The organism is Aneurinibacillus sp. UBA3580 (genome assembly GCF_002375825.1).
GTDB lineage: Bacteria > Bacillota > Bacilli > Aneurinibacillales > Aneurinibacillaceae > Aneurinibacillus > Aneurinibacillus danicus.
The window spans coordinates 4,170-17,172 of the sequence record NZ_DFMZ01000041.1 but is presented as its reverse complement, the minus strand read 5'-3'; the positions used below and the strand labels follow the sequence as shown (position 1 = coordinate 17,172).

General features: G+C 49.7%; 16 protein-coding genes and 1 riboswitch. Of the genes, 8 read left to right on the top strand and 8 right to left on the bottom strand.

Features of this window, described 5'->3' with window-relative positions; translation table 11 throughout:
• Window positions 1–119 precede the first annotated feature (119 nt).
• Together B2899_RS06310 and B2899_RS06305 are read right to left on the bottom strand one after the other, a co-directional pair.
• The gene (locus B2899_RS06310) at window positions 120–683 is read right to left on the bottom strand and encodes a GNAT family N-acetyltransferase (RefSeq protein ID WP_286884537.1); all 564 of its coding nucleotides are present in this window, start codon (window positions 681–683) and stop codon (window positions 120–122) included.
• 73 nt (window positions 684–756) lie between these two features.
• Window positions 757–1,218, bottom strand: coding sequence for a DinB family protein (locus tag B2899_RS06305; RefSeq protein ID WP_286884536.1), 462 nt, complete (start codon window positions 1,216–1,218; stop codon window positions 757–759).
• A 136-nt stretch (window positions 1,219–1,354) separates the two neighbouring features.
• Window positions 1,355–1,469, top strand: a riboswitch (TPP riboswitch).
• Window positions 1,470–1,559: 90 nt separating this feature from the next.
• Here B2899_RS06305 and B2899_RS06300 point away from each other — a divergent pair.
• From B2899_RS06300 to B2899_RS06285, 4 genes are read left to right on the top strand one after another with little or no spacing between them, the layout of a single operon-like run.
• Window positions 1,560–2,222 (top strand): thiamine phosphate synthase, encoded by a 663-nt coding sequence (locus B2899_RS06300; protein WP_286884535.1) that lies wholly within the window; start codon window positions 1,560–1,562, stop codon window positions 2,220–2,222.
• Window positions 2,219–3,340: a glycine oxidase ThiO gene (thiO, locus tag B2899_RS06295; protein WP_286884533.1), complete on the top strand. Its 1,122-nt coding sequence runs from the start codon at window positions 2,219–2,221 to the stop codon at window positions 3,338–3,340. The genes B2899_RS06300 and thiO overlap by 4 nt, the downstream gene beginning before the upstream one ends.
• An 18-nt stretch (window positions 3,341–3,358) precedes the next feature.
• Entirely contained in the window at window positions 3,359–3,562 is a 204-nt protein-coding gene (thiS, locus tag B2899_RS06290; protein ID WP_286884532.1) for a sulfur carrier protein ThiS, read from the top strand.
• Between the two features lie 5 nt (window positions 3,563–3,567).
• Window positions 3,568–4,332, top strand: a complete 765-nt coding sequence (locus tag B2899_RS06285) for a thiazole synthase (protein WP_286884531.1) — start codon at window positions 3,568–3,570, stop codon at window positions 4,330–4,332.
• 154 nt (window positions 4,333–4,486) lie between these two features.
• On the opposite strand, the gene cimA is transcribed toward B2899_RS06285, so the two are convergent.
• Window positions 4,487–6,112, bottom strand: a complete 1,626-nt coding sequence (gene cimA / locus B2899_RS06280; RefSeq protein ID WP_146810213.1) for a citramalate synthase — start codon at window positions 6,110–6,112, stop codon at window positions 4,487–4,489.
• 168 nt (window positions 6,113–6,280) lie between these two features.
• Here cimA and B2899_RS06275 point away from each other — a divergent pair, with 168 nt between their 5' ends.
• A complete protein-coding gene (locus tag B2899_RS06275) occupies window positions 6,281–7,030 on the top strand; it encodes a DUF3109 family protein (protein ID WP_286884529.1) in 750 nt (249 codons plus the stop codon).
• Window positions 7,031–7,109: 79 nt separating this feature from the next.
• A complete protein-coding gene (locus tag B2899_RS06270; RefSeq protein ID WP_170230253.1) occupies window positions 7,110–7,364 on the top strand; it encodes a DUF2621 family protein in 255 nt (84 codons plus the stop codon).
• A 61-nt stretch (window positions 7,365–7,425) separates the two neighbouring features.
• Here B2899_RS06270 and B2899_RS06265 read toward each other — a convergent pair whose 3' ends face one another.
• The 3 genes from B2899_RS06265 to B2899_RS06255 form a co-directional block, all read right to left on the bottom strand.
• Window positions 7,426–8,664, bottom strand: a complete 1,239-nt coding sequence (locus B2899_RS06265; protein WP_146810216.1) for an MFS transporter — start codon at window positions 8,662–8,664, stop codon at window positions 7,426–7,428.
• A gap of 324 nt (window positions 8,665–8,988) precedes the next feature.
• Window positions 8,989–9,180 (bottom strand): twin-arginine translocase TatA/TatE family subunit, encoded by a 192-nt coding sequence (locus tag B2899_RS06260; protein ID WP_146810217.1) that lies wholly within the window; start codon window positions 9,178–9,180, stop codon window positions 8,989–8,991.
• A gap of 110 nt (window positions 9,181–9,290) precedes the next feature.
• Window positions 9,291–10,151, bottom strand: coding sequence for a metallophosphoesterase (locus B2899_RS06255; RefSeq protein WP_146810218.1), 861 nt, complete (start codon window positions 10,149–10,151; stop codon window positions 9,291–9,293).
• A 97-nt stretch (window positions 10,152–10,248) separates the two neighbouring features.
• On the opposite strand from B2899_RS06255, the gene B2899_RS06250 reads away from it, so the two are divergent.
• Entirely contained in the window at window positions 10,249–10,608 is a 360-nt protein-coding gene (locus tag B2899_RS06250; protein WP_146810219.1) for a hypothetical protein, read from the top strand.
• A 42-nt stretch (window positions 10,609–10,650) separates the two neighbouring features.
• Window positions 10,651–11,169 (top strand): PCYCGC motif-containing (lipo)protein, encoded by a 519-nt coding sequence (locus B2899_RS06245; protein WP_286884528.1) that lies wholly within the window; start codon window positions 10,651–10,653, stop codon window positions 11,167–11,169.
• 46 nt (window positions 11,170–11,215) lie between these two features.
• Here B2899_RS06245 and B2899_RS06240 read toward each other — a convergent pair whose 3' ends face one another.
• Entirely contained in the window at window positions 11,216–12,172 is a 957-nt protein-coding gene (locus B2899_RS06240) for a TIGR01212 family radical SAM protein (RefSeq protein WP_146812043.1), read from the bottom strand.
• A 32-nt stretch (window positions 12,173–12,204) separates the two neighbouring features.
• Window positions 12,205–12,648 (bottom strand): DUF441 domain-containing protein, encoded by a 444-nt coding sequence (locus tag B2899_RS06235; RefSeq protein ID WP_286884526.1) that lies wholly within the window; start codon window positions 12,646–12,648, stop codon window positions 12,205–12,207.
• Window positions 12,649–13,003 lie beyond the last annotated feature (355 nt).

Here is a 13,003-nt window from a genome sequence, read left to right as displayed (position 1 = left end):
CTTCCTTTCTCTGCTAAAACAAACTATTTCTTATTCTACCCGATTTCCGCTTCTGATCGCTACCCGAAAAAAGAAAACAGGCGCGGCCGGCCGAATAGCGCTGCGCACCTGTGCTTCTTCTATAAGAATTTACTCATAAATACCTCGTCCACATGTTTACCATCCAGTATAAACTGGTCTTTACGGTATCCTTCCACTACGAATCCGTATTTTTTGTACATATCTATTGCTCTTTCATTATCGGCAAATACGTCAAGACAGACTTTCTCCAGTCCATGGTGCTTGGCCCACTGCAGCGAATAATCCATCAGCTTGGATCCGATACCGTATCCCTGAAATCCGGGGCCGAGCCAGATGCGGAACGTACCGATATGCCGATTCATCTCTAGCTGTCCGCGTTTGATCTGGGCCACACCGGCTATCGCGTCGCTAATTTCAGCGACCGTATACATGCTGCCCTCTTCTTTCATCTGGCGAATGAACGCCGCCTCTTCTTGCGGACTATTCATCGTATCCTTCTCTTCCTCCAGATAAACGCCATCGTCAAGTACGCGGCGCAACCGCTCGATAATCTTCGGCGCATCCACTTCCATCGCCTGACGCAGCACCATCACTTTCCTATCCTTTAAGCGGTACAGCCATATTTTACGAAATGCGTCGTTTGTCGTTTTTTTTACCTTCAATATTGTCCCTCCGCTCCTGCGTAATAGTCAGCAAGCAAGCTATTAGTATAGTACCTCAGAGGGAGGAAAGTTATTACATCGCCGGCGGTTCTTTGCCCAGCAGACGCAGCGTCATATTTACCTGCGCCAGGTGGTAAACTTCATGGTCGAACATTCGATGGAACAGCCAAGAGAAAGTTGGATTATCGATTTTCGCGCCGCGATAGCCTTCCGGCATAGTAAATGGCGTGGCCAATTTCGATACTTCCATTTCGCGAAGTACGTTTAGCGTATGCTCACGCGTTCCTTCTAGATAAGCAAGAATATCGGCGATTGTCGCAAGCTCCGCTTTCCGCTTGGGTGCCGCTTCCTGTCCAAGAATAATGCCTTGAACGAACCAATCTTCCGCCTGTGCGATATGCCGCAGATGAAATCCGATAGAGTTAGGCACCCCTTGAGGTTTTTGTTCAAGGAGATCCGCTGTTAATTCCCGATAGGCCGGAAAGAAACGATCGCGCAAATCGTTGACGTGTGGGAATAATTCGATAGCTTTCAATCTTTGCTCACCCTTTCACTTGATTATGCAGAAAAATTATATCATAATTCAGACTATTTTACCTTTTATTAAGTTTTTTATATCCCTTCTTCTCTTTTTCATTACAATTGATTATAATAGAAGAAATTTTAATAGAAAGCACTACTAGGGGATCCCGAGGAGCCGGGCTGAGAATGAAACGCGTTGAAGTTTCTAAACCCTTGGGACCTGATCTGGTTCGTACCAGCGTAGGAAAGTAGTCGGCATAAAAGCGTTTGTCATTGACGTATCAGGCCGGGTCCCATAATAGGGTCCCGGCCTTTTCTGTGAAAATCATGAGAAAAGAAGGAAGGGGGAGAGGAATGCACATGGCACATGCTCTTCACGTCATCAGCAGCGGTACGCAATCACTTTCAGACGTCCGCAGGGTTGTGGCGCGTATTCACCCGTATATTACCATGTTCCACCTGCGCGAAAAACAGCGAACCGCTCGGGAGTTATGGGAATGGACACAGGATTTGGTTGCGACCGGTCTGCCATGCACCAAACTTGCGGTAAACGATCGGGTGGATGTAGCGCTTGCGAGCGGAGCCGCTGCCATTCAAGCCGCGTATCACAGCCTGCCTGCCGGCGTCATTCGCCGTCTGGCTCCGCATAGGCTTATCGGTGTCTCTGTCCACAGCGTCACGGAAGCAAAAGCTGCGGAAGTGTCAGGCGCCGATTATGTGCTGTTCGGCCATGTCTTCGCCTCGGCTTCCAAGCCTGGCCAGGCCGGTCGGGGACTTGCGGCTTTGCAGGAGATCGTGGAAAGCGTCAATCTGCCCGTTATTGCATTGGGCGGCATTACGCCTAACAATGCGCCGGATACGCTGGCGACGGGCTGTGCCGGAATTGCCGTACTGTCAGCCATTATGCTTGCCAGGGACCCTATGCTTTCTGCCCAGCAATTTCAACAGGCCATGCAGAATGTCCGTGTATCGCCCAGATGCGCGTGGCCCATGGCAAAAATGGAGGGTGTTAAATGATCAAGCAGGATGTTGTCATCATCGGTGGCGGTGTCATCGGCGTCTCTATTGCCTATCAACTGACAAAAAGGGGCAAAACAGTCACCTTGTTGGAGAAAGATACGATCGGGGCGCATGCATCAGGGGCGGCAGGCGGCATGCTCGGCGCTCAGGTCGAGTTTACCGAGCCGGGTCCATTAGTAGATCTTTCTCTGCGCAGCCGCGCTATGTTTACAGAAATCGCCCGAGAGCTATATCAGGCTTCCGGCGTCGATATCGGCTTGAACAATGCAGGTATGCTTCGTATCGCCTGGACGGAAGAAGAAGCCGACACGCTAAAAAAACGCGGTGCCTGGCAACAGGCGATGGGCCTTCAAGCCGAGTGGATGGACAAAACGGACGTCAGACGGATGGAGCCGGCGGTAAGCGATGAAATTACGGGCGCTCTTTACCTGCCGGACGATATCCAGGTCTCGGCACCGGATTTGACAAGGGCGTTTGCGGTTGCCGCAGCAAAGGGCGGTGCCAGGCTTCTGGAACGATGTGAGGTGCTTGACATCGAGCATACAGACAGCCGGATTACAGGGGTTGTGACGACACAGGGCCGGTTTACGGCCGATCATTACGTGCTTGCTGCCGGAGCATGGAGCGGCCGTCTGGCGCATACGCTCGGCCTGCCGCTCTCCGTTTTCCCTATTAAAGGGGAAGCGTTCTCCGTGCTTTCTATGCCGCAGCGGATCGAAAAAACGATCTATTCGCACGGATGCTACATTGTTCCGAAAGACGGAAACCGTCTGCTCGTCGGTGCTTCCTCTGCAGACTGCGGGTTTGATAATCGGCTGACAATTGACGGCCTGCAGCAGCTCATGACAAAAGCCGTTCGTCTTCTGCCCGCCTTAAAAGACTGCCCGCTTGAAAAGACATGGGCCAGTCTGCGGCCACAGACCAAAGACGGCCTCCCGTATTTCGGACCGGTATCGTCTTTTGCGAACCTGCTGGCGGCGACCGGGCACTACCGCAACGGGATTCTTTTAAGCCCGCTGACCGGTGAAATGATTGCCCGCATGGTGACAGGTGAAACGCTTGATATCCCGCTTGCGCCTTTCACCGACAGACGTCATGTTCATCCCATCCTGTAAATCTAAGGAGGTACGCCTATGAATATAACAATTAACGGCGAGATGCAAACCATTCCTGACACGGTCGGGAATGTCCAGCAGTTGCTGGAATATCTGCGTCTTGCAGATCGCATCGTGGTTGTAGAAATTAACCGCGACATCCTGCAAAAAGAACAGCATGCCGCAAGAAGTATCACGGACGGCGACACAATTGAGCTTGTACATTTTGTTGGTGGAGGTTGATCATCATGCTTCGAATCGGACCTTATGAATTCTCATCCCGCCTGCTGCTCGGCACGGGCAAATTCCCGAATTTCGATATACAGCGCCGGGCGGTGGAAGTCTCGGGAACAGAAATCTTAACGTTTGCCGTGCGTCGGATGAACATCTATGATCCGGCACAGCCGAACTTTTTGGAACAGTTGGACCTGCAAAAATACAAGCTGCTGCCCAATACGGCCGGCGCAAGCACAGCCGAGGAAGCAGTGCGCATCGCCCGCCTTGCCCGTGCATCCGGATTATGCGATATGATCAAGGTGGAAGTGATTGCGGATACGAAAACCCTGCTCCCTGACCCGATCGCGACACTGGAGGCGACCAGAATTCTGGTCGAAGACGGATTCATCGTATTGCCTTACACGAATGACGATCCCGTATTGGCACGTCACCTGCAGGAAGCCGGTGCGCATGCGGTCATGCCGGGCGCATCGCCGATTGGCAGCGGCCAGGGGATTCTCAATCCGCTCAATCTGAGCATCATCATCGAGGAAGCCACCGTTCCGATTATCGTCGACGCCGGAATCGGAACTCCGTCCGACGCGGTGATTGCGATGGAATTAGGCGCTGACGGCGTACTGCTGAATACGGCCGTGGCCGGCGCCAAAGACTCTGTGAAAATGGCGGAAGCGATGATGTTGGCAATCAAGGCGGGCCGGCTGGGATATGAAGCAGGCCGAATTCCGAAGAAACGGTACGCCCAGGCCAGCAGCCCAATGGAGGGAATGAGCAAATAATGACATTGCCGTCTTTCGTTCGCGAAGAATTGGCAGAATATGATATCGTAGTCGACCGTATCCTAAAACGCTATACGGAACAATGAAAACCGAAATTTAAAAAGCCGGAAAAAGGGACTGGCTCACCCTTTTTACCGGCTTTATTCTTTTTCCTTTAATGATTTAATATTCCTTGACGCTCCGTCTCTTTCAATGCAATCTCCGCCGCTTCCCCGTGGCGTCCCATCAGCGCGTAGCGCATACTGTCAAGCAATGCCTCCCAACTCGCTTCAATTACGTTCGCCGATACACCTACCGTACTCCAACTATCCTTACCGTCCCGCGTCGATTCTATGAGCACACGCACTTTCGAGGCGGTTGCATCCTGCTCGCTCAGCACACGCACCTTATAATCGGTCAAATACATCTCTTTAATATCAGGGAAGAACGCTTCGATGGCTTTGCGCAGCGCGTTATCGAGCGCATTGACCGGTCCGTTTCCTTCTGCGACGGTATGCACCGTCTGTCCGTTTACTTTTATTTTCACCGTCGCTTCGGTTACGGCATCATGGTCCCCGATTTTCTCCATCAGTACCTTGAATGACTCTACCGTAAATACCTCTTCGTACTCTCCCAGACCTTTGCGTACAAGAAGCTCGAATGAAGCCTCGGCTCCCTCATACTGGTAGCCCTGATGCTCCAGCTCTTTTACCTGCTGGATAATTGCACGGCCTTCCGGTGTATTCTTATCCAGATCGATATTAAGCTCCTGGGCTTTAAAGAGCAGGTTGCTTTGTCCGGATAGTTCTGACACAAGTACGCGACGTGTATTGCCAACCGCTTCCGGTTTAATATGCTCGTACGTCTCCGCCGCTTTCAAGATCGCGCTCACATGCATTCCGCCTTTGTGTGCAAACGCGCTCTGTCCGACGAACGGCTGAACATTCGGCGGCATAATATTGGCGATTTCATACACGTAGCGTGACGTATTGGTCAACTGTTTCAACTGTTCTTCCGGTACACAGGCGTAACCGAGCTTAAGCTGCAGATTAGGAATGATCGAGATTAGATTAGCGTTACCACATCGTTCGCCGAATCCATTAATTGTGCCCTGCACCTGCGTCGCCCCCGCCGCTACCGCCGCCAGCGAATTCGCGACGGCGAGTTCTCCATCGTTGTGACAATGAATACCGACCGGTGTTTCCACCGTTTCTTTTACGCGCGTCACAATCTCGCTAATCTCGTGCGGCAGCGAGCCGCCGTTCGTGTCACACAGCGTCAACCAATCCGCTCCGGCATCCGCCGCCCGGCGTAACGTCGCCAGTGCATACTCAGAGTTGTGCTTGTATCCATCGAAGAAGTGTTCCGCATCGTAGATAACTTCCAGTCCTTTTTCTTTGAGGAACCGAACAGATTCATAAATCATATTCAAGTTCTCTTCGAGTGTAGTGCCCAGTGCTTCGGTAACATGGAAATCCCAGCTTTTTCCGAAGATCGCAACAGCTTCGACACCGCTCTCGATAATCATATTCAAATTCGCATCAGCATCCGCCGTTATGCCGAATCGGCGCGTGCTGCCGAATGCGGTAATTTTCGCATGTTTCAAATTCAACTCCCGAGCCCGCAGAAAAAACTCCATATCCTTCGGATTGCTGCCGGGCCAACCGCCTTCAATATAATGGACGCCAAGCTGGTCCAGCTTTTTTGCGATTTTCAGCTTGTCATCCACCGAGAGACTAACACCTTCTCCCTGGGTGCCGTCCCGCAAAGTTGTATCATAGATAAAAACTTGACCCTTCAACGCTTCGTCATCCTCCCCTTCACGTACTCTCTCATTTACTCCTTTAATCCATTATTCTGAATTGATTATTTTTTTCTGTAAAGTATATCATATCATGCAGAGAGTAGCTATACATAACATTTTTCGTTATCATGAAGGAAAATGAGTAATCGGAAAGCGGGAAATGATATGCGCAGCCGTTATTACGGAACGCCGGAACAACTGAAATTCAGCGATGCACTCGCTGTATACGAATACATCGTACCACGCCTGAATAAGACAATTATTCGCCATGGAGAGTACTTGATTGATACGCAGGCGCTGCTTGCGCCGGTCAATCTCGATTGCTTCCACTGCCACCTTGTGCATGGACACAATTGCTGCGAGCAGGGACAGCCGTACTCCATGCACGGCGACAATCTGACTTTATTCGAAGAACACGCCTTTACCATCCTTGAGGCCTATGGGGACGACGGACGTGCGGAGGAGGCCAGAGAAAAGGGATTATATGAACAGACGGCTGATACGAATTACTATCCGTCTATCCGCAAATACAAGGGAGACTGTCTTTATTTAATTGAAGATAACGGGAAACGATTATGCGCCATTCATCGCTACGCTCTTGAGCGGAAGCTCGATCCGGCCAAGCTTAAACCGTTTAGCTGCTCCCTCTTTCCATTGGAGATTATCGAATCCGACCTCGGCCTGCTTGTTACCGCACTGACAAGCGAAACGGAGCGGTTCAGCCGCTGGGGGGATTATTATCGCCACCGCTATTCATGCGTCAATCCGAAACGACGGCCAAAAAATACGCCTGATGAGTATTTTGCCAAAACAGGCTATGTTCCGGCCTGGATGTGGGCACGCGACCTGCTTGCTTCTTATTGGGGTGAAAATACGGTGGCTGACATGGAAGTACTGCTCGGTCTTTCCAAATAACCCCTGGTTTTCCTTCTAATTTTCCACTATGGAAGGTATAATAAGTAGTAAGTACATATCCAGAAAGGATGTTCAAAAAATGAAATGGCAAGACGATTCAACCCAGCTTCTTGATGAACTCATGAAACCGCTGCCGGTTTTTGTACGCCCGATGGCGAAAAAATCGATTAAAAACAAGGTAGAACAAGTGGCCCAGGAAGCGGGTGCAGAAGAAGTAAACCAGGATCATGTCGTACGCGGATACATCATCGCCGCCCCTGACAAAGAACGGGCAGTAACAGCCTTAGAAGCCAGCAAAATCGATTTAGCTCCATATGCTGATTTATTAAAATAAAAGGAACACATAAAAAACGGGTGAAGAACAAAACGTTCCACCCGCTTTTTTTTGCGTCGTTTTATGATTTGGTATGCAGCACATGAGACAACAGCGCGCGCGGGGTCTGTGTACGGTGCAGCGTATATTTCACCCATAACGTATTCATTAGGAAAAGCGTCGCTGCCATAAAGAAGAGGCCATGCAGGCCAATCGCGCCGCTCAACGCGCCTCCTGCTATCGGCCCGAGCAGATTCCCCAGATTCATCGCGCTCGTACTGTACGCGAACGTCTGGCTCTCCATTCCTTCCGGCGCATGCTTGCGAATCAGATTGTTAACCGAGGGAATCAGTCCCCCGATGCACATGCCAAGCAGAAAACGCAGCACCATCAGCGGCCATACCGAATGCACAAGCCCCTGCGGAACGAAGAATACAACCATTCCTATAAGACAGATTAGCAGTACGTACTGAGAACCGATTTTATCGCCCCATTTGCCAAGCAGCGGCGAGAATAGTATGGTCGAGATACCGGACACCGAGATAACCACACCGACCATCAGTGACATGAACGCCCCACCGCGCCATAGCTCCTGTACGTACGAAGACATGAACGGATTCGTACTCATCATCGCAAACTGGATAAGAAATCCGGTCAAAAACAAACCGGGCAGCGGAGACGTATGGAGGATTTTACGAAACCCGGTTTCTTTGTTCAAAGCCAGCTCCGCTTTCGGCTTCGGCTGCGGTTTATTAATTTCACGAACAAACAGCAGCACAAGCATTGCCGCCCCAAACAGCAGCAGCCCGGTCACCCGGAAAATATTCCGAAATGTAACCCATTCCGCCAGCAGTCCGCCGAGGAGCGGCCCCAGAATCGTACCCGCCACAGCACCGGACTGGAGGAATCCAAGCGCATAGCCGGTCTTCTCCTTTGGCGTATTGGTCGATACAAGCGCCACCGCCGCCGGAACGAATCCGGAAATCAATCCGTTTAAGAGGCGCAATCCGAGCAATTGTACCGGGGATGCAACGAACCCCATACACAATGTTATGATTGACATGCCGATACCGGAGCGAAGCAGCATGACTTTACGACCCGTCTTGTCTGACAGCTTTCCCCAGAGAGGCGCCACAAGAAACGCGGTCAGGAAGTTCGCCGCGAAAATCCATCCGGTCCACCGCTGTGCCAGCACAGGATCGCTCACTCCTAAATCATGCTGCAGGAAAAGCGGCAGAAACGGAATGATTAAGTTCATTGCCGCCAATACCATAAACTGTGCAAACCACAATATATATAAATTTCGCTTCCATATTTCCATGGACGCTCAACTTCCTTTCTTTAACTTTCAGTACAAACAAAACAAAAAGCCCTGGCACAATCGAATGCACAAGGGACAGATTACGAATCAAAATCGGATAAATTCTACTATATCACCGCTCTTTATGTTTACAACTTCATATTATACGCCACTTACTATAAAAAGTACAGAGACTAAAAAAAGAAAAAATCGTGCTAAAAACTCAGAAAACCACCATGAGCCGCAACCCCGACATGAAAATCGTAGGAAGGGCGGGTGACTTTTGGGGTACGAAGGAAAAGAGGATGCTGTGCGCATCCTCTTGTTCATGTTATATTAGATCCATTATTTAATCTCTTTCAGCGTCGGCTTCTTATCATCATCGTCGTCCATCGTCAACTCGCGCGTGGAGTTCTTGAACTCTTTCAAGGTTTGTCCGAAAGCACGTCCGATTTCAGGCAGCTTCTTCGGTCCAAATACGATAAGCGCAATCACAAGAATCAAAATAAGACCAGGAAATCCGATGTTTGAAAACATAAGAGTTCTCTCCTTTGTAGGCGTTCATAAGCCTATTATAAACGAAATTTGGAAAAAAACCATCAAATACAAAAATTCAATTGTCACAAATTCTTGAACCCTCTTATTTACTATTTCTTTCTTAGCGTCAACATATACCACTCCGGTCGGCATAAAAACCGGATTGGTAAAATCGTGGTACCGATCCCGCGCGAGGTATGGATGAGCATTTCGCTATTCTCTACCCTTTGCAATCCGTCCGGATATTTGCGGGCATATGGCGGATATAATACACCGCCCACAAAGGGAAGACGAACCTGACCGCCATGACTGTGACCTGAGAGTTGAAGGGTTACCCCATATTCTTTCGCCCGATCCGCCAAATCAGGCTCGTGAATAAGCGCAATTACGCATTCACCTTTTCCGATACCGCTGAACGCCGCCTCCCAATCCGGGTCTCTCCAATAATCGTCAAGCCCCGCCACGATAAGCCGTTCATCCACAGTACGGTGCCGTATCGTAAGATTTCGGTTAACAAGCGGGATGAAGCCTGCATCCTGATGTGCTTTAATAATACGATCCGGATCGACATGTCCGCGCACGTCATGATTACCAAGTACCGCATATTTTCCATATGGGGCTTGCAGACGGCTCAGCACCTGCGCCGCTGCCACAAGCTCTTCCATTCCGTCATCCACCAGATCTCCTGTGAACACAATCATATCCGGCTTCGCACTGTTCACCTTCTGTACCAGCGATTCCAGGTCATCTGCCGCAAGTCCGTGACCGATGTGCAGATCAGAGAAGTGTGCGATGCGAAATCCATTAAATGCATCCGGCAATCCCGCTAACGGAACCGTAACATCCTGACGCCGCAGCATATGACGCTCAATAAAAAAAGCGTCCAACCCCGCAAGCAGCATCAATCCCCCGATTCCCGCCACAAGCCGCCTAAGGAAGCTTCGTCGGTTCATTCTCTTTTCTACTTCCACACATCTTTCCCCTTTCCGCTCGCACTTCCCTGAAAAATACGCTACTATAGGAAGGAGTTATCCGCAAGAGAAAATAGAAGAAAATGGAGGTTGTTCTATGAACCATGAACAAATTCGACATTTACTAAATAAAGCACGGCATGCTATTTTTCTCGGCGAATCGTTACAAGAGGGAGAAACTCCAAAAACACAGGAAGAATATCTGGAGCTTTATGAAGCGAGGGTCGAGCGCGACCCTCTGCATGAGGTGTCATTGCTGCGGGAAGCTATAGGTCCACTCCTTCCAATTTATCAAAAGAAATGGCGTAACGATAACAGAGCTGCCGAGATGATGACCGGGAATTCACTTCCCGAACCAAAAGATGACGAAGGATGGATAATGGAAGTGTACGATGAAATTATGAATACGGACACAGAAACAGAATGGGACCAATTTGTCACACGATTTACCGACTAATTCCGGTATAATTAATGAAAAAAACGGGAGGTCCCTGGCAAAATGAACCTTCGCACAAAGAAAGTGTTCTTCACCGCTTTTATATTCCTTTTACTGCTCGCATCCGGCCTTAGCGGCTGCTCTTCCAATGAAGAAGCGGCACATGACGATGGGCATGCGGCCCATCAAGAGCAGCTACCGGGTGGTGACATTATTGAAACAACCTCCGGCCCCGATCAGCTTCCCTCATTCCTTAAAGGATTTGATCCACAGATTGCAAAAGTATATCAGGCGGTAGGCCACAACCATAGCGTGGTCGAGCATATGGCCTGCTACTGCGGCTGCGGCGAGAGCGTTGGTCACAAAAGCAACCGTGACTGCTTCATTCGTGAAGTGAAGCCGGACGGGCAAATCGTCTGGAATTCGCACGGCACAACCTGCGCCAACTGCTTAAACATTGCCGCAGAGTCCATCACCATGAAACAGGAAGGGAAAAGTCTGCTCGAAATTCGCAAACATATCGATAACAAATATAAAGAAGGATTCGCGAAACCGACGCCGACTCCAATGCCGCAATCATAAACCAATTCAAAACCCCAGAGCCATGAGCTCTGGGGTTTTTGCACCTTTATTTCTTGTTATATTTCTTGCCTTGCCATGTATCTCTACGCTTCAACTCCGCATCAATCGCATTCAACACTTCCCACTTCTTCCGGCTCCACATCGGTCCGATGAGCAAATCAGGCGGTCCGTCACCGGTCAGACGGTGCACAATCATGTCAGGCGGCAGAATTTCCAGCGCATCTACGATGAGCCGAACATATTGATCTTTCTCCAGGAACTGCAAAAGACCCGCTTCATACTGCTTCACCATCGGCGTCTTACGGAGAAGATGGAGCAGATGAATTTTAATTCCCTGCACATCCATATCAGCTACCGCACGTGTCGTTTCCATCATCATCTCTTCTGTTTCACCCGGCAGACCGAAAATAATATGCGAGCATACCCGAATGCCATGCCTGCGCAACTTCTCTACGCCTTCATAATAGCATGCCGTATCGTGCGCACGGTTAATCAGTTGTGAGGTCGATTCATGAATCGTCTGTAAACCAAGTTCTACCCAAAGGTATGTCTTCTTATTTAATTCAGCCAGCAACTCGACCACATCGTCCGGCAGACAGTCAGGCCGGGTCGCGATGGACAGCCCAACCACGTCTTCCTGCTTAAGAATAACTTCATAATAGTCACGCAGTACATCCACCGGCGCGTACGTATTGCTGTATGCCTGGAAATAGCCGATGTATTTTGCGTTTGGCCATTTTTGGTGCTGCCGTCCTTTTACCTCATTAAACTGCGTGACTAAATCATCGCGCCGCCAGCCGGCAAAATCGCCCGATCCGCGCGCACTGCAAAACGTGCAGCCTCCCGTCGCAATCGTACCGTCCCGGTTCGGACAGGTAAACCCCGCATCAAGCATGACCTTGAACACTTTCTCGCCGAACTGCTGGCGCAGATGATAGTTCCATGTATGATATCGTTTATCGCCCCATAATAGTGGAGCGGTTGTGTGTTGTACTTCATTCATTATCTGTCAACCCTCCATGCGTTCAGTATAGCTTACTTCAGCGTATCCGCAAATAAGGCCAAGATACCGGCAGCGATAAGAGGACCGACCGGTACACCACGAAAGAGCGCCACTCCAAGAATCGTACCGATTAGTAAGCCCGTCACGATATGAGGCTGCGCCGTCAGCAGTCCGGCTCCCCGTCCACCCAGATACGCAACACCAAGACCAACGAAGATAGCCGCAATCCCCAATCCGCTCTTCAGCGTATCAAGCAGATTGAGCGCCGTAATCTTGCCAAGCGCAATGGGAGCAAGTACGCCCATCGTCAAGATAGCGATACCGATTTTCAACCCATACTGATTGGTCCAGTTCAGCGGCTGCTCACTCGGCAGAAACCGGAGAATCATAAGCCCGGCCGCTGCAATCCAGACCGCCGCATTTTTTGACATGAGCCCCAGCACGATAATAACTGCCAGAATAATAATCGCATCCATGTTTTTCTCTCCTTCCCAAGCGAAAAAGGACGGCATCCGCTTTATAAAATGGGAACACGTCCTTTTCGTGTTTCTTGTTTTCTTTATCGTTTACAAATCCGCTGCATAATCATTCCATAAGTATACTCCTTTTACTTATAAATATATAGAAAAAATTTATGCTAATTTATATATAAACATTTGAAACCTTTTTGTTCCTTCTCCCGTATGCTATATAGTGAACCCCCCAGGTTATACACTCTAACCTCCTTGCCTTCCGGTTTTATCCGGGAGGTCTTTTTTTATGAAAATCATGAGGAAAGAAGGAGAGGAAAGAGGAAAGAAGATCCAGGGTAGAAAAAGGCGTTCGCCTTTT

Coding starts and splice junctions, on each gene's coding strand:
- B2899_RS06270 (WP_170230253.1), top strand. CDS start 7,110: ATGAAATGGCAAGACGATTCAACCCAGCTTCTTGATGAACTCATGAAA.
- B2899_RS06240 (WP_146812043.1), bottom strand. CDS start 12,172: ATGAATGAAGTACAACACACAACCGCTCCACTATTATGGGGCGATAAA.
- B2899_RS06245 (WP_286884528.1), top strand. CDS start 10,651: ATGAACCTTCGCACAAAGAAAGTGTTCTTCACCGCTTTTATATTCCTT.
- B2899_RS06260 (WP_146810217.1), bottom strand. CDS start 9,180: ATGTTTTCAAACATCGGATTTCCTGGTCTTATTTTGATTCTTGTGATT.
- B2899_RS06275 (WP_286884529.1), top strand. CDS start 6,281: ATGCGCAGCCGTTATTACGGAACGCCGGAACAACTGAAATTCAGCGAT.
- B2899_RS06235 (WP_286884526.1), bottom strand. CDS start 12,648: ATGGATGCGATTATTATTCTGGCAGTTATTATCGTGCTGGGGCTCATG.
- B2899_RS06300 (WP_286884535.1), top strand. CDS start 1,560: ATGCACATGGCACATGCTCTTCACGTCATCAGCAGCGGTACGCAATCA.
- thiS (WP_286884532.1), top strand. CDS start 3,359: ATGAATATAACAATTAACGGCGAGATGCAAACCATTCCTGACACGGTC.
- B2899_RS06250 (WP_146810219.1), top strand. CDS start 10,249: ATGAACCATGAACAAATTCGACATTTACTAAATAAAGCACGGCATGCT.
- thiO (WP_286884533.1), top strand. CDS start 2,219: ATGATCAAGCAGGATGTTGTCATCATCGGTGGCGGTGTCATCGGCGTC.
- B2899_RS06265 (WP_146810216.1), bottom strand. CDS start 8,664: ATGGAAATATGGAAGCGAAATTTATATATATTGTGGTTTGCACAGTTT.
- B2899_RS06285 (WP_286884531.1), top strand. CDS start 3,568: ATGCTTCGAATCGGACCTTATGAATTCTCATCCCGCCTGCTGCTCGGC.